At 52.8% G+C, this 23,024-nt stretch carries 17 protein-coding genes; 11 read left to right on the top strand and 6 right to left on the bottom strand.

What is annotated here, in order from left to right; translation table 11 throughout:
- Positions 1-31 precede the first annotated feature (31 nt).
- The 5 genes from CBR65_RS11895 (at position 32) to CBR65_RS11870 (ending at position 9,546) form a co-directional block, all read left to right on the top strand.
- Positions 32-736, top strand: coding sequence for a SapC family protein (locus CBR65_RS11895; protein ID WP_087467048.1), 705 nt, complete (start codon positions 32-34; stop codon positions 734-736).
- 4 nt (positions 737-740) lie between these two features.
- Positions 741-1,526, top strand: a complete 786-nt coding sequence (locus tag CBR65_RS11890) for a cupin-like domain-containing protein (RefSeq protein WP_087467047.1) — start codon at positions 741-743, stop codon at positions 1,524-1,526.
- 30 nt (positions 1,527-1,556) lie between these two features.
- Complete coding sequence (locus CBR65_RS11885; RefSeq protein WP_087467046.1) at positions 1,557-3,311, top strand: cellulase family glycosylhydrolase; 1,755 nt, start codon at positions 1,557-1,559, stop codon at positions 3,309-3,311.
- A gap of 840 nt (positions 3,312-4,151) precedes the next feature.
- Positions 4,152-6,686, top strand: coding sequence for an exo 1,3/1,4-beta-D-glucan glucohydrolase (locus CBR65_RS11875; RefSeq protein ID WP_087467044.1), 2,535 nt, complete (start codon positions 4,152-4,154; stop codon positions 6,684-6,686).
- A gap of 88 nt (positions 6,687-6,774) precedes the next feature.
- Positions 6,775-9,546, top strand: coding sequence for a glycoside hydrolase family 16 protein (locus tag CBR65_RS11870; RefSeq protein ID WP_087467043.1), 2,772 nt, complete (start codon positions 6,775-6,777; stop codon positions 9,544-9,546).
- 165 nt (positions 9,547-9,711) lie between these two features.
- On the opposite strand, the gene CBR65_RS11865 is transcribed toward CBR65_RS11870, so the two are convergent.
- Positions 9,712-10,296: a GNAT family N-acetyltransferase gene (locus tag CBR65_RS11865; protein WP_087467042.1), complete on the bottom strand. Its 585-nt coding sequence runs from the start codon at positions 10,294-10,296 to the stop codon at positions 9,712-9,714.
- A gap of 74 nt (positions 10,297-10,370) precedes the next feature.
- Positions 10,371-11,534 (bottom strand): AraC family transcriptional regulator, encoded by a 1,164-nt coding sequence (locus CBR65_RS11860; RefSeq protein WP_087467041.1) that lies wholly within the window; start codon positions 11,532-11,534, stop codon positions 10,371-10,373.
- Between the two features lie 320 nt (positions 11,535-11,854).
- Between CBR65_RS11860 and CBR65_RS11855 the strand changes: the two genes are divergently transcribed.
- Together CBR65_RS11855 and CBR65_RS11850 are read left to right on the top strand one after the other, a co-directional pair.
- On the top strand, positions 11,855-12,829 hold the full coding sequence (locus CBR65_RS11855) for an alpha/beta hydrolase (protein WP_157672049.1): 975 nt from the start codon (positions 11,855-11,857) through the stop codon (positions 12,827-12,829).
- Between the two features lie 77 nt (positions 12,830-12,906).
- Complete coding sequence (locus CBR65_RS11850) at positions 12,907-13,851, top strand: DUF368 domain-containing protein (protein WP_232461183.1); 945 nt, start codon at positions 12,907-12,909, stop codon at positions 13,849-13,851.
- A 180-nt stretch (positions 13,852-14,031) separates the two neighbouring features.
- Here the strand turns inward: CBR65_RS11850 and serA are convergent, their stop codons facing one another.
- From serA to CBR65_RS11835, 3 genes are all read right to left on the bottom strand, one after another.
- Positions 14,032-15,261 (bottom strand): phosphoglycerate dehydrogenase, encoded by a 1,230-nt coding sequence (serA, locus tag CBR65_RS11845; protein WP_087467039.1) that lies wholly within the window; start codon positions 15,259-15,261, stop codon positions 14,032-14,034.
- 132 nt (positions 15,262-15,393) lie between these two features.
- A complete protein-coding gene (locus CBR65_RS11840) occupies positions 15,394-16,110 on the bottom strand; it encodes a DUF4197 domain-containing protein (protein ID WP_087467038.1) in 717 nt (238 codons plus the stop codon).
- Positions 16,111-16,179: 69 nt separating this feature from the next.
- Positions 16,180-16,800 (bottom strand): TetR/AcrR family transcriptional regulator, encoded by a 621-nt coding sequence (locus tag CBR65_RS11835; RefSeq protein WP_087467037.1) that lies wholly within the window; start codon positions 16,798-16,800, stop codon positions 16,180-16,182.
- Between the two features lie 108 nt (positions 16,801-16,908).
- On the opposite strand from CBR65_RS11835, the gene fabF reads away from it, so the two are divergent.
- On the top strand, positions 16,909-18,183 hold the full coding sequence (fabF, locus tag CBR65_RS11830; RefSeq protein ID WP_087467036.1) for a beta-ketoacyl-ACP synthase II: 1,275 nt from the start codon (positions 16,909-16,911) through the stop codon (positions 18,181-18,183).
- An 8-nt stretch (positions 18,184-18,191) separates the two neighbouring features.
- Here the strand turns inward: fabF and tsaA are convergent, their stop codons facing one another.
- Complete coding sequence (gene tsaA / locus CBR65_RS11825; RefSeq protein WP_087467035.1) at positions 18,192-18,908, bottom strand: tRNA (N6-threonylcarbamoyladenosine(37)-N6)-methyltransferase TrmO; 717 nt, start codon at positions 18,906-18,908, stop codon at positions 18,192-18,194.
- Between the two features lie 244 nt (positions 18,909-19,152).
- Between tsaA and CBR65_RS11820 the strand changes: the two genes are divergently transcribed.
- From CBR65_RS11820 to CBR65_RS11810, 3 genes are all read left to right on the top strand, one after another.
- On the top strand, positions 19,153-20,394 hold the full coding sequence (locus CBR65_RS11820) for a glycoside hydrolase family 26 protein (RefSeq protein ID WP_087469047.1): 1,242 nt from the start codon (positions 19,153-19,155) through the stop codon (positions 20,392-20,394).
- 209 nt (positions 20,395-20,603) lie between these two features.
- Entirely contained in the window at positions 20,604-21,647 is a 1,044-nt protein-coding gene (locus tag CBR65_RS11815; RefSeq protein ID WP_157672048.1) for a DUF2868 domain-containing protein, read from the top strand.
- On the top strand, positions 21,647-23,017 hold the full coding sequence (locus CBR65_RS11810) for a DUF3482 domain-containing protein (protein ID WP_087467033.1): 1,371 nt from the start codon (positions 21,647-21,649) through the stop codon (positions 23,015-23,017). The genes CBR65_RS11815 and CBR65_RS11810 overlap by 1 nt, the downstream gene beginning before the upstream one ends.
- The last annotated feature ends 7 nt before the right edge of the window (positions 23,018-23,024 follow it).

Genomic DNA, 23,024 nt, shown 5'->3' with positions numbered 1-23,024 from the left:
CGTTTTATTTCTACAATTATGGTATCCCGTTATGGCCGAATTATTATTCTACGAAAAACCCGCTCCGCTTGATAAAGAAAAACATCGCGGGTTGACGTATAAAAAATCTGACAGCTACGCTTTTGCATCAAAAGTAAACACCGTGCCTGTGTCCGGACCCGAATTTTTCTCCTGTAGTCGCAGCCATCCGGTTATGTTTGTTGAAACGGCCAGCGGCGGTTTTCTACCGGTTGCGTTGCTGTCGCTCACCAGCCAGAGTCATCAATTGGGCGATCGTTGGGAGGGCGCTTACATTCCTTCTTTTGTTAAACGTTATCCCTTTGCGCTGGCGGAAAACAAGGGGGTGGTCATGATCGACGAGTCAGCGCCACATTTCAACGCCGCAGACGGTGAACGCTTGTTTGACGATACCGGTGAGCCTACACAGGTGTTGTTGGATACCTTGCAATATCTCGATACCCTGGATCAAGCACATCGCATGACCCTGGACTATACCCAGGCATTAAAAGTAAAAGGCTTGTTAAGCCGCTCGCAAGTGGTGGTGGAACTTGCTAATAAAGAAGTCAAACTTGACAGCTTTTTTGTGGTGAATGAAAAAGCGTTTCATGAAGCCTTGACCGATGAAGAAATCGTGGATTGGTTTTATAAGGGTTGGACCGCCTGGACCTACGCACATATTCATTCAATTGGTTCAGTGAATGAAATCCTGAAGCGTATGGCAAAGACCATGAGATAACACGATGTTGGTACCAGTGTGGGATGGCATTGTGGATGAGTCCGTGCGTGCAGCAGTACGGGCAGGCCAGCGGCCGGTTATTCTCCGTAACCTGGTACAAGACTGGCCGTTAGTGCAAGCCGGTTTACAAGGAATCGCCGTACTGTCAGATCATTTGTTGCAGTTTGATCAGGGAAAAACCTTTCAGGCCATGATTGCACCTGTCTCCGCAAAAGGCAGGTTGTTTTACAAGGCTGATATGAGCGGCTTTAACTTTGATCGCATGAATGGCGAGCTGCGTGAAGCACTGAATATTTTAAAGGCCTTGTCGAACAAAACGCCTTGTCCCGGTTTTTATATTGGCTCTAAGGTAATACCGGAATATTTGCCGGGGTTGGAGGCCGAAACGTGGATCGATTTTCTCAGTGAATCTATTGATCCCACTATCTGGATTGGCAACGCGGTCACGGTGGCTACCCACAATGATGATTCAGAAAATATCGCGTGTGTGGCGGCAGGGCGCCGCCGCTTCACCTTATTTCCGCCCGATCAGGAAGCCAATCTGTACATCGGCCCGGCTGATATGACGCCCGCCGGTAGACCCATCAGTCTGGTCGATCTGCATTCGCCGGACCTGGAAAAATTTCCATTGTTTCGTCATGCGCTGGATCAAGTCCAGGTCGCTGAGTTGGGCCCGGGTGATGCCTTGTATATTCCGACGCATTGGTGGCATCACGTGGAGGCACTGGAGCCTGTCAACGTATTGGTCAACTTCTGGTGGAAAGGCAGCCCGCCACAATTTCCTCAATAATTTATTTCTCATCAAGATCGGCAAAACACCATGAAATTTTTATTCACCTTGTTCATCAGTTGCTTTTTTATCGCGCAAGCCCAGGCTCAGGGCTTTTTGCGTGCAGACGGCAAACACATCGTCAACGAACGCAATGAACCGGTGATTCTGCGCGGTATGGGTCTTGGTGGTTGGATGTTGCAGGAAGGTTACATGTTGCAGGTCGGTAACCTTGGCCAGCAGCATGCCATCAAAGGAAAAATTCAGGAGCTGATTGGCCCGGAAAAAACCGCAGAATTTTATGATGCCTGGCTGGCTAACCATGTCACCAAGGCGGATATCGATGCGATGGCGAGCTGGGGCTTTAATTCAGTGCGGCTGCCGATGCATTACAACCTGTTTACCCTGCCAGTGGAGGATGAGCCGGTACCGGGCAAAAATACTTGGTTGGATAAAGGGTTTGCATTAACGGATCAGTTACTCGCGTGGTGTAAAGCCAACAATATGTATCTGATTCTGGATCTGCATGCTGCTCCGGGCGGGCAGGGAAACGATTTGGCGATTTCAGATCGCGATCCCAACAAACCATCCTTGTGGGATAGCGCCGCTAACCAACAAAAAACGGTAGCACTCTGGAAAAAACTGGCGGAACGTTACAAGGACGAACCCTGGATTGGGGCGTATGACATCATCAATGAACCCAACTGGGGGTTTACGGATGCTGCCGATAAAAATGGCTGCAAGGAACAAAAAAATGAACCGCTAAAGCAATTGCTGGTGGATGTCACCAAGGCAATCCGCGCCGTGGATTCCCGTCACATGATTATTGTGGAAGGCAATTGTTGGGGAAATAATTACAACGGCATCATGCCTTTGTGGGATGACAACATGGTGGTGAGTTTTCACAAGTACTGGAATGACAACACGCCGGATACCATCGAACAGCATTTGCAATTGCGCGATAAATATAACGTGCCGCTCTGGTTGGGTGAATCCGGCGAGAACTCCAACGTCTGGTTTCGCGATGCGATTCAACTGGTAGAGAGTCACGGCATTGGTTGGGCCTTCTGGCCATTAAAAAAATTGGGTTTCAATAATCCGTTGGAAGTTAAACCCAATCCCGGTTATGTCGCGCTGGTGGATTATTGGCACGGTCGCGGTCCCAAGCCCACCGCCAGGGCGGCTTACCAGGCGCTGATGCAATTGGCGCGTGAGGATATCCGTTTCGAGAATTCCATACCGCATCCCGATGTGGTGGACGCGATGTTGCGTCAGCCGCACGATGATGCAACCCGTCCCTATAAAATCCATTCACTTGATAAAAAAGGCGGCAAGATCGCGGCAGTTGATTATGATATGGGCCGTAATGGCTATGCCTGGTTCGATACGGATGTAGCCAACTACCACGTGTCCACCGGTGCTGAGCGGAGTGCCTGGAATCATGGCCGGGTTTATCGCAACGATGGCGTGGATATTGCGGAAGACACAGGCGCGGCGCAAAACTGGTATGTGAATCGCATCGACACATCGGAATGGTTGCAATATACCGTCCGTGCAGCATCGGCGGGTAACTATCGGCTCAGGTTGCGCGTTTCTGCTGAAACCGCGCCGGGAAAGATAGCCGTCAGTATTAATAACGACCTGATCAATATCCTTGATGTTCCAGTGACTGGCGGAGCGGCTCAGTGGAAAACGTTCGATCTGACAGGGATACCCCTGATGCGCGGCAACAATGTAGTGGTGCTGCGCGCGGAGCAGGGTGGTTATAACCTTTCTGCTCTGGAATTTATCTGGGCCACCAATTAAACCACCGTGTTATAACGAAACGACAAATACCGGGGCTTATGCCGCGCGCCTTATAACTGCCCAGCATTCCCATTCTGCAATCAAGGTGGTAAGCGTTGCGTTTGAACGCTTCCCACTTTGCCAACGGCGGCTGGCACTGGCCAACAATCGATAAAAGTTTTGTGAAAATAACAAATCCCGTCTGATGTTCTCTCTCGTCGGATAACCTGCCCCTAATTCCGTTCGACCCGTCATTCTCCATCCGGACAGCGCCGTCATTATAAAGCCATCGAGTAAGTCTGGATGGCCTGTCTTCATCCGTGTCCTGATTTACGTCGAACGCAAGCCTGTCCGCGGCTTATTCCAGTTCCCATTTTTATCCGGCAAAAGTGAATCGCCCATGTTGGCTGGCTTTCACAAAGTGGGACGACACTCAGCGGTGCCGCTGCAATCATCTCTCCCATCAAATCTTCACTCGTGTGACAAATAAAAAACATAAAGCGTGTATTCGGTAAGTCCATATCACTCTTTAAGCAACTCGATGGCGAATTAGCCATGTGAATCTCCAGCTGCCGCTTTTCTACCGGCGGAGCTGTACCCGAACCTTTAGGTGATGTCAGGTCACCTTTGGGTGTTAACAGGTGAGGCTGGGATTATGCCAACCCCATGCGATCTTGTTAGCTCTCCTTGCTTAGCCCCCGGAGATTGCTCCGGGGGCCATTTTTGTCCGGGTAATGAGGAATTCAGCATAAACAAACAGTTTGCGGCAATTGAAGCCCATATCCATTTTTCAGCAGTGTTGTTCCCGTGGAACAGCAGGCAAAGCGGTTATCAAGACGATTCAGATAAAGAGAGAAGGTTATGAAGCAACAGTTAAAGATCATGGTCGGTGGCAGTGTGATTTTTTTAACCGCGCTGATGGGATGTACCAAGACAGAGCCGGTAGATAAGCCCATAGCCGAGCAAAAAGCAGCGGCGGAATGGCCGGTATTAACCAGCGCTGTTGCTAAAGATCCTGCCGTTGAGGCGAGAATCGATGGATTGCTTGCCAGGATGACGCTGGAACAAAAAGTAGGCCAACTGATGCAGCCGGAGCTGCGTCAGATCACGCCGGAGGATATCAAAAAATATCACGTTGGCTCCGTATTGAATGGCGGCGGTGCCTTTCCCGGTGATAACAAATACGCGACTGTGAATGATTGGGTCGCGCTGGCAGATACCTTTTACAACGCCTCCATGGACGATAGCGACGGCGGTATTGCGATTCCCATCATGTGGGGAACGGATGCGGTTCACGGCCACAACAATGTGATTGGTGCAACGATTTTCCCGCACAACATCGGTTTGGGCGCGATGCGCAACCCTGAGTTGATGCGCCAGATTGGTGAAGTCACCGCGCGCGAAATTTCTGCCACCGGCATCGACTGGAATTTTGCACCGACGTTGGCCGTGGCGCGCGATGACCGCTGGGGCCGCGCTTACGAATCCTATTCGGAAGATCCTGCGGTGGTGAAATCCTATGGCGGAAAGATGGTAGAAGGCCTGCAAGGCCGCGCCAATACCGATGAGTTTATGGCGGAAGACCGTGTCATTTCTACCGCCAAACATTTTATTGCCGACGGCGGCACCCTCGGTGGTGTAGATCGTGGTGATGCCAATATCAGCGAAGCGGAATTGATCGAGTTGCACGCGCAAGGTTATGTCACCGCGATTGAAGCCGGTGCACAAACCGTGATGGCGTCCTTCAGTAGTTGGCAGGGCAAAAAAATGCACGGCCATGAATATTTGCTGACCGACATCCTGAAAAACCGCATGGGTTTTGACGGGTTGATTGTCGGCGATTGGAACGGTCACGAATTTGTTCCGGGTTGCACCAAGATCAGTTGTCCGCAAGCCATCAATGCGGGCCTCGATATTTTTATGGCGCCCGATGCAGATTGGAAAGTGCTTTACGCCAATACGCTTGAGCAAGCGAAAAACGGCGAGATCAGTGAAGCGCGTTTGAATGATGCCGTTCGTCGTATCCTGCGGGTAAAAATTCGTGCCGGTTTATTTGAAAAAGGCGCGCCTTCTACCCGCGCATTCGCGGCCAAACAAGAGTTGATCGGTGCACCGGCACATCGCGTGGTTGCGCGTCAGGCTGTGCGTGAATCTCTCGTGCTGTTGAAAAATAAAAACCAACTTCTGCCGTTAAATCCCAAAGCTAATGTGTTGGTGGCGGGTGATGGTGCGGACAACATTGGCAAGCAATCCGGCGGCTGGACTATTTCCTGGCAAGGCACGGGAAATACCAACGAAGATTTCCCCGGCGGCAGTTCTGTTTATCAGGGCATCGCCGAATCTGTTGAAGCGGCGGGCGGTAAGGTTTCGTTGAGCGAAACCGGTGAATACACCACCAAGCCTGACGTGGCCATCGTCGTCTTTGGTGAAAATCCTTACGCTGAGATGCAAGGCGATGTAAAAAATCTTGCCTACACCAATACCGATGATCTGGCGCTGCTGAAAAGACTCAAAGCTGATGGTATTCCGGTTGTCTCTTTATTTATTACCGGTCGCCCGCTGTGGATTAATCGTGAATTAAATGCCTCTGATGCCTTTGTTGCCATTTGGCATCCGGGCTCTGAAGGTGCCGGTGTGGCTGATGTGTTGTTCACCGATAAAGCCGGCAAAATTCAACACGACTTCAAAGGCAAGCTCTCCTTCTCCTGGCCGGCAACGCCGACGCAATCACCCTTGAATGTGGGTGAAAAAGATTACGCCCCTCTGTTTGCTTACGGATATGGCCTGACTTATCAGGACAAAGACACGCTGGGTGATGATCTGTCCGAAGCAGCAGCCAAGATCAACGTGCAAACTGATGCGGTGTTGAACATTTTTGATAACCGTCCACTGGAACCCTGGCAGCTGGTTATCGCCGATGGCCGTAACAATTCTGTGACTGTTACCGGCAGCACCGCAAGTCTCGACACCATTACGCTACGCGCGGTGGATCGCAACGTGCAGGAAGATTCACGGCGTATGCAGTGGAATGGTACTGGTCGTGGCAGCGCTGGTTTCTTTGCGCAATCGCGCACCGATCTCTCTTCTTATGTCGAAGCAAATTCCGCGCTGGTGTTTGATGTGAAAGTGGATGAAAAACCCACGGCTGATGTTCGCCTCGGGATTTTCTGTGGCCAGGACTGTATGGCTGAAAAATCCATCACGGAAAACCTGCAAGCACTGCCGCAAAAAGAATGGACCACGCTGTCGGTTGCGCTGAAGTGTCTCGCAACAGATCGCGCAAAAATGGACATGATTTTGTCGCCGTTCTACCTGGTGACAGAGGGCAAGTTGGATCTATCACTCTACAACTTGCGTATCGAGAAAAACGTTGATGCTGAAATTACGTGTGATTAATTCAGCGTAATAGCACATCAGCAGAGTGACCCGGCCCGCCGATTCGGTATCGACGGGCCATTACCGATAACAATATAACGAGGTAATCATGAAAATAACATTTCCTTTAGTAACCTGCTTTAGCGTGTTGTGTCTGACGCTGGCCGGCTGTGGTGGCAGCGATTCTGATGATAATCGCTCCAGTTCATCCGCACCGGGCAGCTCAAGCAGTTCCAGTGCTGTTGCATCAAGCGAGCCTGCCTCCAGCAGCTCCTCTGAGTCCAGCATTGCGGTCAGCTCTGAAGCTTCCAGCGAAGCCTCAAGTTCTGAAGCGGCAAGCTCTGAATCTTCAAGTGCAGAGTCTTCAAGTTCTGAATCTTCCAGTGAATCCAGCTCTGTTAGTTCAGGGGGGTGGACATTGTTATGGGAAGACAACTTTGATGGCGATGCCATCGACCCGGCGAGCTGGGATTACGAAGTGAATTGCTGGGGTGGTGGTAACAACGAACAGCAGTGTTATACCGATCGTCCGGTTAATTCCTATGTTGCTGACGGTGTATTAACGATCGTTGCGCAAAAAGAAGAATTTACCGGCCCGAATGATCCGGAAGGCACTGGCACCGGAATGGCAACCTTGCCCTATACATCCGCACGTCTGCGCACTAAAGGTTTGCGCGAGTGGACCTTCGGCCGTTTTGAAATTCGCGCGAAATTACCGGCTGGTCAAGGTACCTGGCCTGCGATCTGGATGTTGCCCACAAACTCACCTTATGGTGGTTGGGCCGGCGGTGGCGAGATCGACATCATGGAAGCGGTGAACCTGAAAGCCGATTCAGACGAAGCCGGTGTTCCGGATGGCACACCGGAAGCTCGTGTACACGGTACTCTGCATTACGGCCGCACCTGGCCAGGCAACGTTAATTCCGGTGCTTCCTATAAATTACCGGACGGACTTAATCCGGCTGATGATTTCCACGAATACGCACTTGAATGGGAAGCGGGCGAAATCCGCTGGTATGTTGACGGCGTTCACTATGCCACCCACCGTCAGGATGGCTGGTATTCACAATACATGCTTGGCGGTGTATTGACTGATGCTCCACTCGGCGCGCCCTTTGATGAGCATTCAGAATTCCATTTGCTGCTCAACCTGGCTGTAGGCGGTTCCTGGGCTGCCAATACCAATGAAGGTGGCGTTGATGAATCAGTTTTCCCCCAAACCATGCAAGTGGATTACGTGCGCGTCTATGAGTGTAGTGGTTCTTCTCCATCAACCGGTACGGGCTGCGCCACGATTGATGAAGGTGCTGAACTGATTGCCGGTAACGAGCGCCCCGGCATTGGCCCGGTTGATCTGGATGGTCCACCGCTGCTCACCATTTATGGTGATGATCTGTTCGAAGGTTTGAAACTGCGCAGTTACAACCCGGAAGGTGTTGTTACTTACGCGGAAATTGAAGAAGACGGTCGCGGTGATGTGATCAACGTGGTTAAAACCGGCAACAGCGGTAACGCTTATATCAATGTTAATGGTGACCCGGCGGATTTGCGCAACTGGTCTCCAGACAGCAAATTGATGTTTGATTACAAGATAAACAGCATTGCTGATGGCAGCACCTTGCTTGTTAAGCTGGATAGCGGCTGGCCAAGTGTGAGCGATGTCGGCTTGCCCACTGACACCGTCGGTGAGTGGCAATCGTTCGAAATCACACTGGCTGCTTTGATCGCCAATGGTAACTCTTTACAGGCAGGCGGTAAGGCAAGCCTCGCTAGTATTGCCAATATATTTGTCATCGATTCTTCCGGTGAAATGGATGTATCTTTTGACAATATTCGTATTGAAGGTACGGAGAACGAAGGTGATTTTGCCGCACCACCGCTCTTCACTCTCTTTGATGATTCTGTCATCGATGGACTTCAGATCCAAAGCTACAATCCTACGGGTGCGATCGTCTCATCAGAACTTGCTGAAGCAGGTCGAGGCGACGTGTTTAGTGTGGTTAAAGGCGTAGGTGCTGGGAATATATCATTCAATATAATTAACGGTGCTACCGATTTGAGTGCTTGGGCGGCAGGCGGAGAGTTAGTTTTTGATGTGAAGGTAAATAGCAAAGATGCTGCTGCTAATCTGCTGGTGAAGATGGATAGTGGCTGGCCTCAAACTAGTGATGTAACAGCCACTCTCGGTGAAATCGGTGAATGGTCAGAAGTCCGTATTAATATTGCCACGCTGATAGCTAGTGGAAACTCGCTAGAATCGGGTATCGCTAACCTGAGCGCTATCACCAACATGTTTGTTATAGAACCAACCGGTCCGATGGATGTGTTGTTTGATAACATTCGTTTGGAAATGAGCGATGAAGTTGTGCTAACCGACACCTTTGACATTTATGTCGATGGAGAAGTTGGCAGTTATTGGGATTTTGGCCTGGGTAAATGGGATAACGATACTGGACATGTTGTAATTAGCGAGGCGAACGACGCTGAGCGTGGCGAAGTTATTGATGTGACATTCAGTAATTCAGGAAATAACGGCCTTGCTTTCATTCAATCTACTGCACCCAGAGATGTGTCTGCATTTGAAGACGCTGGCTACCTGGAGTTCGACATTAAGGTGGTCAGTTATGGGGATAACACTGGTGGAATAGTTGTTAAAGCCGAAAGCGGTCCGTCCACAGGCACTGGCGATTACATCATTAATCCAGCGGAAGGCGTATGGGAAACTGTTCAACTTAATATTGCGGATATGTTGGCCCATGCAGGTACCAACCCGGCATTCAATTTGGCTGCACTTAATACCCCGTTTGTTATTCTTCCAGCATGGGAAGATCAATCAGGTGTGCATATTCAAGTGGATAATATTCGTTGGGTAATGCCGTAATATCAATGATGTGTTGATGTAACGAAAAAGCCATACAGATTTGTATGGCTTTTTCGTTTTTGGTGATCAGAGATTATTCTTACATTTTTTTGTCGGATTACGCTTGCGCTAATCCGACCTACAAAAGCATCACCGTCGAATTAGCCAAAGGCGTAATCCGATAAGTTATCGATTAAGTAAAAACGCCAGGTGCTGCTTTATCCCCGTCCATTCGTTTTTAATCACGCTATAGATAACCGAATCCCGCACGCGCCCGTCCGGCATGACCATATGGCTGCGTAAAATCCCTTCTTCTTTAGCGCCCAAGCGCAGGATCGCTTTGCGTGATTGGGTATTGAGATAATCGGTCAGCAATTCCACGCGGTTCAAATGCATCTGCTCAAACGCATGGCTGAGTAGCAAAAATTTTGCTGCGGTATTTGTGCGTGTGCGCTGCCAGGATTGACCGAGAAAGGTATAGCCGATTTCTACGCGTTTATAGGCGAGGCTGGCCTTCATAAATCGTGTTGAACCGGCAACTCTATTGGTTTGCTTGTCAAGGATAGCGTAGGTGATGCCTTCACCATTGCGGAAAGATGTTTCGGCAAGATCAAAAAATTGCTCGATGTTATCGGGATGAGGAACCAGCGTTAAATGGAGTTTCCAAAGCTCACCGTCCGTGATGGCGGCACATAATCCGGAAAGGTGCTCGCGGGCGAGCGGTTCGAGCCGAACTAATTCTCCTTCCAGTACAGTCCGTTCAAATGTCATAACAAAATCCTTATGTGTCCGTGTAGGTCGGATTAGCCAACGGCGTAATCCGACAACCCATTCAGGTCAACGTATTACTCATTCGCCGCCTTCTTCAACGCCGCATCTGGTGCACCGTTTTTGCGAAACTCCGTCGGCGATACACCTACCAAACGATTAAAAAAGCGGTGAAATGCAGATTTACTGTTAAACCCGGATTGCAACAATACATCCAACACTGTCATATCCGCATGTTTCTCATCGCTTAATAACCGCTTGGCCTCTTCTACCCGGTAAGTATTCATAAACTCGAAGAAGTTGGTGCCGTAATGTTTGTTGATAACCGCAGACACTTCCTTCACTGGCAAATCAATACGTTTGGAAAATTCTTCAATATTCAGGTTGTGTTTGAGGTATAGCTTTTGTATTTCCATACCCTGTTGCACTTTTTCAATCGCACTGTCGGTGAGTTTCTCGTCGTGTTTATCTTTGATGGGTTCGTGCTTGGTGGTCAGCAATTTATGCGCATAGACCAAACTGTAGGTGAACAGTGCATTGATCAAAATAAACGTAACGTAATTGTCGGCAATGCCGAAGCTGTCGGAGACATCCGGTGAGGCGGTTTGCGCAATGATGTGTGCGATCCCGCTCAGACTCCAGCTCACCAGAAAGCCGATCGTTAAGACTTTTAACCAGCCGGGCTCAGTGGTGGAGAAATCGGAATATTGATCTTTCAGTTGTGACTGGTATTTTTTGGTTAACAACACCGCTGCAATACCGTAAATAAATGGCAGGGCTTTAACCACATGCCATACGCAATCCACGAGGCTGCGCGAAAAATCTGTGGCATCAATGGAACGGAAACTCAAGTCCAGGCTGTCTATGCGGAATATGGCCAGCCACAGCATGGCGGCGGCTACCGGTGTCAAATGCCATAAATGTCGTGGTTGCAGATGAAAGGATTCGCGAGTCAGCGAAGCGACGTAAAGGTACAGCGCCGGTCCTTTGAGGATCAACGCGGTGACCAGAAAGTAGGGCAGGAAATGACGATCAAAGACCGGGTGGATATGCACATCACCATTCCACAATACCAGGATGCACGCTGAGCCGACGGCTACGCAAAGCAGGAAGCAACTGAGGAGAATACTGGCGAGGCGATTGGTGACCGGTAATACTGCCTGGAAGATTGCCAACAAGAAACACTCTGCCACGGTCATCAATAAGACGACGTCGTGGATATTAAAAATTTGCGCTTTCATGAGAGTCCCACAGCTTGTCAGTGATCGTTATAGTTATACTCCGCGAATTATAGATCAAGCGCGTTCGACTGTCGTCAGTGTCATCAACGGCTTCCGCAGCGTAGGGTTGGCATCGCTCGGGTCGCGTTATGTTTATGAACCGGTTACAGTATGCGCTGCATCATCGCGGGGCATAAGTCAGGTAATCATTTTGTATCCCCGACAGAGGGGAATTTACCTCAGCCCTTTGCATCCAGGGAATTGCATCCAGAGGATCAAGTCTTACGTGGAAGCCCGGGCCTGTGATTTTGTTTAACACTACTTTACCCAGAGAGGCCTGAGTGTCCGATTCCATGATACTCGATAAAGAACTGCTGTTTCGCTTGGCAGAGGAATTACCGCCACTTCAGTTCGTGGCCGAACAGGATCGGCGATGGCCGCTGGAGGCTGATCCACAAACCTATCTCGACTACTACCACATTAATTTCGCACGCGAATTTCCTGAGGTTGTGCACGGGTTCGGGCGTGTCGACAGCAACAATTTCCGGGTGGCGACTCACTACTGGTTACCACCAAAACCCAAGGGCACCGTCGTCATTGTCCATGGTTATTACGATCACGTCGGGGTGTATCACCATCCCATTCAATTGGCGTTGCAACAAGGGTATGCCGTCCTGGCTTTTGATTTGCCCGGCCACGGACTCAGCAGCGGCATGACGGCATCAATTGATTCCTTCGATCACTACGCCGATGTGCTTGCCGATCTGTTAAATCGCTCCCGGGATCTCTTACCGCAACACCGTTTTGCGCTGGGGCAAAGCATGGGCGGCGCTGTGTTGCTCAACTATTGCTGGCGTTACTCACCGGATGATTTCGCTAAATTTGCGCTTTGTGCCCCGCTGATTTTGCCGCGTGGCTGGCGCTCCGGCCGTATGCTCTACCGCCTGCTCAAAGGTTTCGTCAGCCATGTGCCGCGGCGGTTTACCCCCAGCTCCCATGATCCGGAATTTGCTGACTTCATCGCGCGCCGCGATCCCTTGCAATCGCAATACCTGTCTGTGGTCTGGATTACAGCCATGAAAATCTGGGCTGAAGGTTTCCGCCACTTCAAACCGCTGGATAAAGCGATGCTGATTGTACAGGGAACTGGCGATCGAACTGTGGAATGGCGCTACAACCTTGAACAATTGCGCGAAAAATTACCCAACGCCGAGGTCAAGTTGATCGCCGATGCCGGGCATCATTTGGTTAACGAAAGCACAGAATATCGCGCGCAGGTCTTCACCTATATCCAAAGCTATTTCTTCAACGAGTGAAACCGGTAGAATGCCTTGCCTCTGTGAGTCCAGCGGAGGCACCTGCCGCTTGAATTCACTGACGTGAGGAAACTGTTTTGACGCAAGAACAGCGCAGTATCAAGGATTATCTGGTTATCTTTTTGAAAGGCATGTGCATGGGCGCGGCGGACGTAGTGCCCGGCGTATCAGGCGGCACCATCGCCTTTATCACCGGCGTTTATGATGAATGGTTAAACTCCCTCAAACGCTGCACCCCCGCCGTTTTACTGATGCTCAAGACAGACGGCCTCGCCAACACCTGGCGCTACATCAACGGCAACTTCCTTCTCGCCCTCTTCGGCGGCATCCTCGTCAGTCTGAAAACCTTCGCCGCCATCGTACTGATCGCCATGGAAACCTACCCCATCCTGGTATGGGCATTCTTCTCCGGCCTGGTGTTAGCTTCAATTTACCTGCTCGGTAAATCCCAAACCAGCTGGCGCTTGCCCCACTGGATTGCACTACTGATGGGCGCCGCCTTTATCTATGCCGTAGCGAATCTGGCCCCGGCCCAGCTACCGGGCTACGCCTGGATACTCTTCCTGGGCGGATTCGTCGCCATCTGCGCCATGATATTACCCGGCATTTCCGGCAGCTTTATCCTCTTACTCGTTGGCCTATACCCGGTCTTCCTCAACGCCATCCACAACCTCGAAATCGGCAAACTCCTCGCCTTCGGCCTGGGCTGCATCTGCGGCCTGATCATCTTCTCCCGCTTCCTCTCCTGGCTGCTGACGAGCTACCACCGCGCGACACTGGCGACCCTGATCGGCTTCCTCGTAGGCTCGCTCTACGTCACCTGGCCCTGGAAGCAGGTGCTGACCACGACGCTAGATAGCGATGGCAACATCGTTGTTTTGCAACAAGCTAATCTCAGCCCGTTTGAATACCTCTCAGTAACTGGCGTAGAGCCGATGTTGTTTGCAGCGTGTTTAAGTGCGTTGGCGGGAGTTTTGTTGGTAGTGGTAACCGAGTACGTGGCGCATCGGTTGAAGAGATAAGTACTAGCGTTGCTTTCTTTGGTAAATCGCAGATTAATCCGATGCGAGTTTGGCGTTAGGGTGTTGATTTCGAAACCCTCAAGTCAGGGACGACTTGAGGGAGCTACAGGGATGTATTCATGCGTTTTCGAAATCAACACCCTAATGACAAACGGTGTGCGAAGTAAATTCTAGCCGTAATTAAAACAACACCCGACACCGAATCGTCCCTTCCACATTACGCAACTTCTCCAACGCCTCCTCGCTATACGGCGAATTAATATCCACTACCACATAACCAACCTTCTCGTTAGTTTGCAGATATTGCGCGACGATGTTGATGTTGAAGTCGGAGAAGATTTTGTTGATGGATGACATCACGCCCGGCACGTTGGCATGGACGTGCAGCAAGCGATGCGCATCCGGATGACCAGGCAAAGCCACTTCCGGGAAATTGACCGAGCTGGTAGTGGTGCCGTTGTCGGAATATTTAATTAACTTCTCTGCCACTTCCACCCCAATATTCGCCTGGGCCTCCATGGTGGAACCGCCGATATGCGGGGTAAGGATGACGTTGTCCAGGCCGCGCAGGGGGCTGATAAATTCATCGTCATTGGCTTTGGGTTCTTCCGGGAAGACATCAATGGCGGCGCCCGACAAGTGGCCGATCCGGACTGCCTGGGCCAGAGCATCAATATCCACCACTGTCCCGCGCGAAGCGTTGAGCAGGATCGCGCCTTTCTTCATCAAACCGATTTCCCGCGCGCCGATCATGTTTTGTGTGGCATGGGTTTCCGGCACATGCAGGCTGACGATATCAGCTGTGCTCAGTAACTCATCCAGGCTACGCATCTGGGTTGCATTGCCCAGGGGCAACTTGGTGATTACGTCGTAAAAACAGACATTCATGCCCAGACCTTCCGCCAGCACGCTGGTCTGGCTGCCGATAGAGCCGTAACCGATCAGTCCCAGGGTTTTACCGCGAATTTCGTAAGAGCCGATAGCCGATTTATCCCAGCCGCCGCGATGACACACGGCATTTTTTGCGGGAATGTTGCGCAGCAACAGGATAGCTTCGGCGATCACCAGTTCGGCGACGGAGCGGGTGTTGGAGTAGGGTGCATTGAAAACCGCAACGCCGTGTTCCTGCGCCGCTTTCAGATCTACCTGATTGGTGCCGATACAGAAACAACCGGCGGCAATCAGCTTGGGCGCATTTTCGAATACGCGGCGGGTCAGTTGGGTGCGCGAGCGCAGGCCGACAAAATGGGCATCCTGAATCCGCTCGATCAATTCGTCTTCGCCCAGGGCGGTCTTCAGATATTCAATGTTGGTATAACCGGCGGCGTTAAGCGTATTGACCGCGGATTGGTGAACGCCTTCCAGCAACAGGAATTTGATCTTGCTTTTGTCTAACGACGTCTTGCTCATGAAAGTCTGACCTCTGGCAATACTGTGGCCCGCGCCTGACGGGAATCTCTGATCGGGAGTGGAAACGGGGGGATAAAAACGGGCGGCATGATAGCACAGCTCATCCTGTGGCTGCGCGCCGCCCGGCGCCAATTACTTGCTGAATACCGCACCGATGATGGCACTGCCGCGCTCAACCGGGTCCTTGCGGATCAGTTGTTCCTGGGTAGCTACTTCCTTGAATAACGCCGTCAGGCTCTGGTTTAACACATGCTGTTCGAGATCCAGGTCCGGCTTGTTGGCGATGGGGAGTTGCTTATAGGTACCAAGCAGCTGTTGGTACTGGTTGTAAAAACCGATCTGCCGCAGGTTCTGCTGGATGATGGGCAGGTAACGCTGGCGCAGGGTGGACTCGGTTTGCTGACGGAAATAGTCCGTGGCCGCCGTGTCGTGACCGCGAATAATCCCCAGTGCGTCCGTCACTGTCATATTGCGCACGGCACTGATAAAGACGTCCTTCGCTTCAACCGCTGCCTTCTCCGCGCCCTGGTTCATTAGCGTTTCGACCTTATCCAACTGGCCGCCCAAACCGAACTGGCGCAGGGTGCTGGCGATAGGCTGGACCGATTGCGGCAACTCAATGCGGTACAGCGGATTGTTACTGTAGCCGCCGGTTTGCGACAGGCTGGTCGCAGCGCGCCCGCTGCTCAGCTCCAGCGCATCCTTGATGCCGCGTACCAACTGCGCCTGATTGCCATATCCACTGGCACTGGCTACATCGGCACTGGTTTGCAAGATTTCCGGCATGCTGGCATTGCAGGCGGCGAGGGACAGGGGCACGGCGAGTAAAAAGAGTTTGAGGGCCTTCATGGTGATGTCCTTGTGATGGAACGAGTCGATGAAATTAAGAAACTGATAAAAGCGCCTGCCGACACGCTGTTAATGTTCAACCAGCTGCCGTGGCTTCACACCCATCAACGCCAGAATCTGCGTTTGCGCGGCGTTTAATATGGCGCAGCGTTCGGTTTCGTCCGGAAGCATACGGGCGAGGGTGATGGCGCCGACCAGCGAGGCGAGAACGGCGCGGGCGCGGTCGCTGATCAGGCTCGGGTTAATGTCGAGTTTTTGCAGACGGCTGATAGCGGTAATACGGTTTTCAAGCAGTTTGCGCAGGTGGTCGTAGGAGTTTTGTAACAGCGGGCGGATGCGTTCGTCGTGCTGGCCAATTTCATTGAACAGCAGGGTTTCCGGCGCCGGTTCCAGGTTTTCCTGCTGACGCAAATTGAGGTAGCTGGTTGCCAGGGCGATCAATTTTTTCACTGGCAGCGGCGCCTTGACCAGTCGCGCCCGTCCACGATCCTTAAGGGTTTCCAGAAAAGACGCAGAAAACAGTGCTTCCTTGGATTCGAAGTGCGCATAAAACGCCCCGTGGGTCATGCGCGCTTCTTTCATGATCTGGTTGATGGACACCTTCTGAAAACCGTAGCGAAAAAACAGCTCCGTGGCCGATTTAAGGATACGGGCACGGGATTTGATTTTCTGGTCTTTGGGATAGGGCATGGGCTGCTAGTGTCTGAATATGATCTTGATCATAAGGTGGTGGTGAGTAGAGTTATCTGTCTGATTTACGCGCAACACAACAGCGAATAGCGAGACATGAGGTATATCATGAATTCACCCATCGTAGTCACCGGTATGGGCATGGTCAGCCCTCTCGGTTGTAGTGTCAAGCCGGTCTGGCAACGGCTGATTGCCGGTCAGTCGGGTATCAGTTTTATTGATCGTTTTGATATCAGCGACTTCCCCATTCGCATCGCCGGTCTGGTGCCGGACATTTCCCGGGATGCTGAAGCCGGGTTCGATGCCGATGCGGTCATTGAGCCGAAAGAGCGTAAAAAGCTGGATCGGTTTTCACTTTATGCCCTGGCAGCGGCGCAGGAAGCTTTGGCCCAGGCCGGCTGGCATCCGCAAAGTCTGGCCGACCAGGAAGCCACAGCCACTATCATTGGCACTGGCATCGGCGGCTTTTCCATCATTACCCAGGCACAAAAAACACTGGATGAACGGGGCTATCGCAAGTTGTCGCCGTTTACGGTGCCGGCGTTCCTCGCCAACCTGGCGGCGGGTAATGTCTCTATCCGTTATGGTTTTAAAGGCCCATTGGGCACACCAGTAACTGCGTGCGCCGCCGGTGTTCAGGCGATTGGCGATGGCATGCGGCTGATTCGCAGCGGTGAAGCCAGAGTGGCTTTGGTCGGTGGTACAGAAGCCTGTGTTGATCCGCTGTCCCTGGCAGGCTTTCATGCACTGAAAGCGCTGTCGAGAGAGGCCGACACACCGCACACCGCATCGCGCCCCTTCGATGCGCAGCGCACCGGTTTTGTGATGGGCGAGGGCGCCGGTTTATTGGTGATCGAAACCCTGGAGCATGCACTGGCCCGCGGTGCGACACCGCTGGCGATATTGAGCGGTTATGGCACCAGTAGCGATGCACATCATATTACCTCGGGACCCGAAGACGGTGCCGGTGCGGCAGCGGCCATGCGGCGCGCCCTGGCGATGGCAAACTTGCAACCGGCGGATATTCATTATGTGAATGCTCACGCAACCTCCACCCCGGTGGGCGATCGCGCTGAAGTGGCCAGTTTGCGCGCGGTGTTTGGCGAGCACTTGCCGCAAGTGCCGGTGTCCTCCACCAAATCAGCCACCGGCCATTTGCTCGGAGCCGCCGGTGGAGTGGAGAGCATCTTTACGGTGATGGCGACGATAGAAGATCGGTTACCCGCCACGCTGAATCTGGAGCAAGTGGATGACGATTTGCAGGGTCTGGATTTCATCCCGCTGCACAGCAGAAAGCAGCGCGTTCAACATGCGCTTTGTAATGGATTTGGTTTTGGTGGGGTGAATGCGGCGTTGCTAGTAAGCAAGTGGCCCAATGAATAACATGCTGATCAGCCAGTGACGACGACGTCCGTTACGAGGGCAAAAGATTCTGCGTTTTGTGCTGCGTAACGCCAGCGTATATCCAGATCCAGCAAGCGCATGCCATACACCCGGGCGGGATCGAGCGTCTGATACGAAGGGCGTGGGTCCTGTTGCAGGATTTGCGTCAGCAATGATTGAAGATCCAGCCCGTTGCTGCGGTGATAATCCGCGCAGAAATCCAGGGCCGTTGCAGAAAAGCGTACCGGCATTTGTGGGGGTGCTTCCGCCGCAAACCCGTTCACCGCATCCGCCACGCAATCCACATACGGCACGTAGGGTTTGATATCCAGGACCGGCGTGCCGTCGAGCAGATCAACCCCCGATAACGCCAGCCACAGCTTGCCCTCTTCCTGATGAATACCCTCCAGGCGCACCACGGACAAACCGATCGGAGACGGCCGAACCGGTGATCGGGTGGCGAAGACACCGAGGCTTTTATTGCCGCCGAGGCGCGGCGGTTTGACCCTGGGTTTCCACTCTTCGCGGCGGTTGGCGTGGAACACAAATTGAATCCACAGGTGGCTGCAAGTTTCCAAGCCGTCCAGCGCGGCGGGATCATCATAGGGAGGTAGCAATTCCAATTGCGCGCGCGCCAGCGGCACCAATCCCGGTTGACGGGGGATGCCAAACTTTTCCTTGAAGCAGGAATGGACGATTCCGATGGCGGGGAAGGTGAATTCCATGGGGTTATCCGCAGGTGAAAGCCGCAAGGCTACGGAATTCACCGAGCCTGCTCAAGTGAAAAATACGCAACGGGCCAAGGAAAAACTTTTAGCAATTTGGTTGGCGCCGCATCTCGCCCTAGCTGGTAGTATGGGCGTCCAACAGCAGGCAAATCCGGCGAATTTATTGTGCGCGTCCCCGGAAAAAAATCATAAAGCACATCTTTGGAGAACATTAAACATAACTATCTGCGTGAGTTTGCCCATGATCAAAACCCACACTGCTACTGCTAAATGGCTACCCTGTTTATTCACCCGTTGCTTTCTCGCCTTGGCGAGCTTGTTCATCCTCATCTCCTGCGCGGATTCCGACCCGGAGCACACGGCTAACGCTGTGTCTCTCGTGGACGCAAAAGCTACCGCACAAACCCGTGCGCTCTATCAGAATTTGCATCGATTAAGCCCCGAGCATGTGTTATTCGGCCATCAGGACGCCCTGGCTTATGGCGTGCTGTGGGAAGGCGACGAAGATCGTTCCGACGCGCGCGATGTGACCGACTCTCACCCCGCACTCTACGGTTGGGAGATCGGCAACCTGGAGCTGGATGCGCCGGAAAATCTCGACAAGGTTAACTTCGCGCGTATGCGCCGCTGGATTCAGGCGGCCTATCAACGCGGCGGGGTGATCACCATCAGCTGGCACATGAACAGCCCGGCCACCGGCGGCAATGCCTGGGATACCCGGCCCACTGTGGCCGAGATCATTCCCGGCGGCAGCAAGCATGATCAGCTCAAGGCGTATCTGGATGCTTTTGTTGCCTTTAACGAGCAGTTGGCGCTGACCGATGAGCAGGGCGAAAAGCATTACATTCCGCTCATCTTCCGCCCCTGGCACGAGCACAACGGCGACTGGTTCTGGTGGGGCAAGGGCCACGCCAGCGAAGCAGATTACATCGCGCTCTGGCGCTTCACTGTGGAATACCTGCGCGATGACAACAAGGTGCACAACCTGATCTACGCCTTCTCGCCCGACCGCAGCCGCACGGACATCAACCACTTCAAACGCGACTATCTCTACGGTTACCCCGGCGACGACTATGTCGACATCATCGGCCTGGACAACTACTGGGATCTCGGCCACCCCGCCAACGAGGCCCCGGCAGAACAACAAAAACAAGACTTCGCGCGCAGCCTGCAAGGGATTGTTGAGATCGCCAATGAGAAAGGCAAAATCGCCGCGTTGACGGAAGGCGGCCAGGATAAATTGCCCAACCCGAAGTTTTGGACGGAAACCGTCTTACCGGCGATCAAAGCCAACGCCACGACGCGACAACTGGCCTATATGATGGTCTGGCGCAACGCCAACCGCGAGCGTGAAGGGCGCGATCATTTTTATGTGCCTTACGAAGGCCACGAAGGCGCGGCGGATTTCCTGCATTTTTCCCGTCATGCCCTGGTGTTGTTTGAGAACGAATTGCCAGATATGTATGTGGCACCGTCGCTTTGACGCCGCTGTTGAGGGTACAAGGGGAGTTGAAAACGCGGTGAATACGTCCCTGTAGCTCCCTCACGTCGTCCTTGACGTGAGGGTTTCAACTCCCCTTGTACCCTCAACAGCTACCTTTGCAGTTGCTGATACTTCATATGCGACCAAGGTTTTCTCGCCCGTTAATACTGCTACTATCCCCTCTTTTGCTGACTGGCCCGGATATGCAATTGACCAACTCCCCATCCCTCACACTGCCGCCACAGGTTTCCTGGTTGTTGTGGCCCGTCGCCCTGTTGTTGGGGGTGGGCATTGCGGCCGGTTCGCTCAGTTACAGCCCGAGCGGGCGAATCAATGTGTTGTGGATCTGGTTGCTGTGGGCGGGTTTGCCTTTGTTGGGTTCTGTTGCGTCCTTATGGGCGATGTTCTTTGGGAGCGGCCGGCCCTGGTTATTCCAATGGCGCAATCGCACGGTGCATTGGCATCCGTCAAAACGCCAGCGGTTGGAGATGTTGGCGCTGCTGCAAAGTTTCTGGTTGCTGATAGGCGTGGGCATGCTTGTCGGTTATTGGTTGTTGTTGCTGTTTACGGACCTGGCGTTTGGCTGGAGTTCGACGCTGATTGATGAGCAACAGACGGTCCTCGCGCTGATTGAAACGATTGCGACACCCTGGCAGTGGCTTTGGCCGGCGGCAGTGCCGGATGCGAGCGTTATTGAGTCAACCCGCTATATAAGAATCGCGCCGAATGACAACATCACCGCCGCCGGTGAGTGGTGGCCGTTTTTGATGGCGAGCCTGTTGTGTTACAACCTGTTGCCGCGATTAGTGCTGCGCGGATTATTGGCTGTGCGGCTGCGTCACTTGCGTGGCCACGACGTAAATGTTAGGGCGCCGCAAATGACAGTGACGACAACGCCAGTAAGTGTCGCCAGCGAAGCGTCGCCGACCGACTGGCAAGACGCGACGGTTATCCACTGGGAAATTCGCAGCGATGCCGGCACCATGTTAGGCATTGCCGATTGGCAACACGATGAGGCCGCGTTCAAAGCGCTGCTCGTCGACAAACCGCACAGCCTGTTATGGCGGGTCAACGCCAGCCGCTCGCCGGTGGCAGAACTGAGCGATCTGATTCAGTTGGCGCGCACCGCCGGCATCACCCGGCAGGCATTGCAAGCCGTGTGTGATGCCACCACGGACCCGGCGCGTCATCTTGCCAGCTGGCGCGCCTTCGCCAATCAACAACAACTTGTCTGGCTTAAGGAAACCACCTGATGACTATTCCTCATTTATGTGTGGTGGGCCATCCCAACAAGGGCAAATCCTCCATCGTCTCCACGCTCACCGAAAATGACAGTGTGCGTATCGGTGCCGAATCGGGCACCACCACCAGCGCCGATACGTTTGAATTTCTGCTCGACCAACGCGTGTTGCTTAAATTGACTGACACACCCGGCTTCCAACGCGCACGCCAGGTGTTAAGTTGGCTGCAAAGCGAAGAAGTCAGCTCCGCAAATCGTTCCGAACGCGTAAAACAATTTTTGCGCGAACCGGGCCACGCACAAAAATTTCCTGATGAGGTTGCGTTGCTCACGCCCATCATGGCTGGCGCGGGCATCTTGTATGTTGTCGACGGCGCACAACCGGTCAGCCCCGCCGATGAAGCGGAGATGGAAATCCTGCGCTGGACCGGCCAGCCGCGCATGGCGGTAATAAACCCCATGGGCGAACCGCGCGCATTGGATGAATGGCAGCGCACGCTGACACAATTTTTCCAATGGGTGCGTATATTCAATCCGCTCACCGCCAGCGTGCCGGAACGTTTAACCTTATTTCGTGCCATGGGCGAACTGCTTCCGGAGTGGAGCAAATCCATTAGCGAATTATGCGCGGGCCTCGCCGAGCGCGATCAACAACGCTTGCAGGATGTCGGCTTTAATCTCGCCAATTATTGGTGCGAACAAATTAACCGACGCGAACCGGTAACGCTGTTAGATAAAAGTGGATTGAGCCAGGCCGAAGAACGTTTGCGGCGCGCGCTGGATGAACAGGAAAAACAATTTTTCAAACACATCAGCAGCGCCTGGGGACACAATCATTTCGTGTTTGAAAATGACGCACAGTGGGATCTCGGCAGCGACACATTAATGAATACCGAAACCTGGTATTTGTGGGGCTTAAAACAACGCGAATTATTATTGGTCAGCGGTGCCGCCGGCGCCGCAACCGGTTTAATTGTCGACGCCGGTTTAGGCGGCAGTTCATTTTTATTAGGTGCATTATCCGGCGGCGTTATCGGCTCCGTCGGGGGCTGGCTAGCCGCACGGCAACTCCCCGGAAAGCGCATCGGTTGGTTACCGCTCGCACAACAAAAAGAATTCGCCGGCCCGGTGCAACATCCCAATTTCCCCCTCGTCGTCATGGCCCGCGCCCTCACCGTCACCCGCCAACTCTGGCACCGCCCCCACGCCGAACGCGGCGCACTCACCCTCCGCACCAGCGCCACCGATTGGTCGCGCCAGGAACAAGTGCAGTTATTGCAATGGGCAAAATCCTTGCAACAGGATCAATGGAAAGCGAAGCAGCAGGATGCGTTGGTGAAGTGGGTGATGGGGGAGTTGCAGAAGGTTGTGGGGGAAGGTTAGTGATTTT

Source organism: Cellvibrio sp. PSBB006 (assembly GCF_002162135.1).
In the GTDB taxonomy this organism is placed as follows: Bacteria; Pseudomonadota; Gammaproteobacteria; order Pseudomonadales; family Cellvibrionaceae; genus Cellvibrio.
The sequence above is the reverse complement of the archived record's forward strand: the minus strand, read 5'-3'. Positions and strand labels throughout refer to the sequence as shown.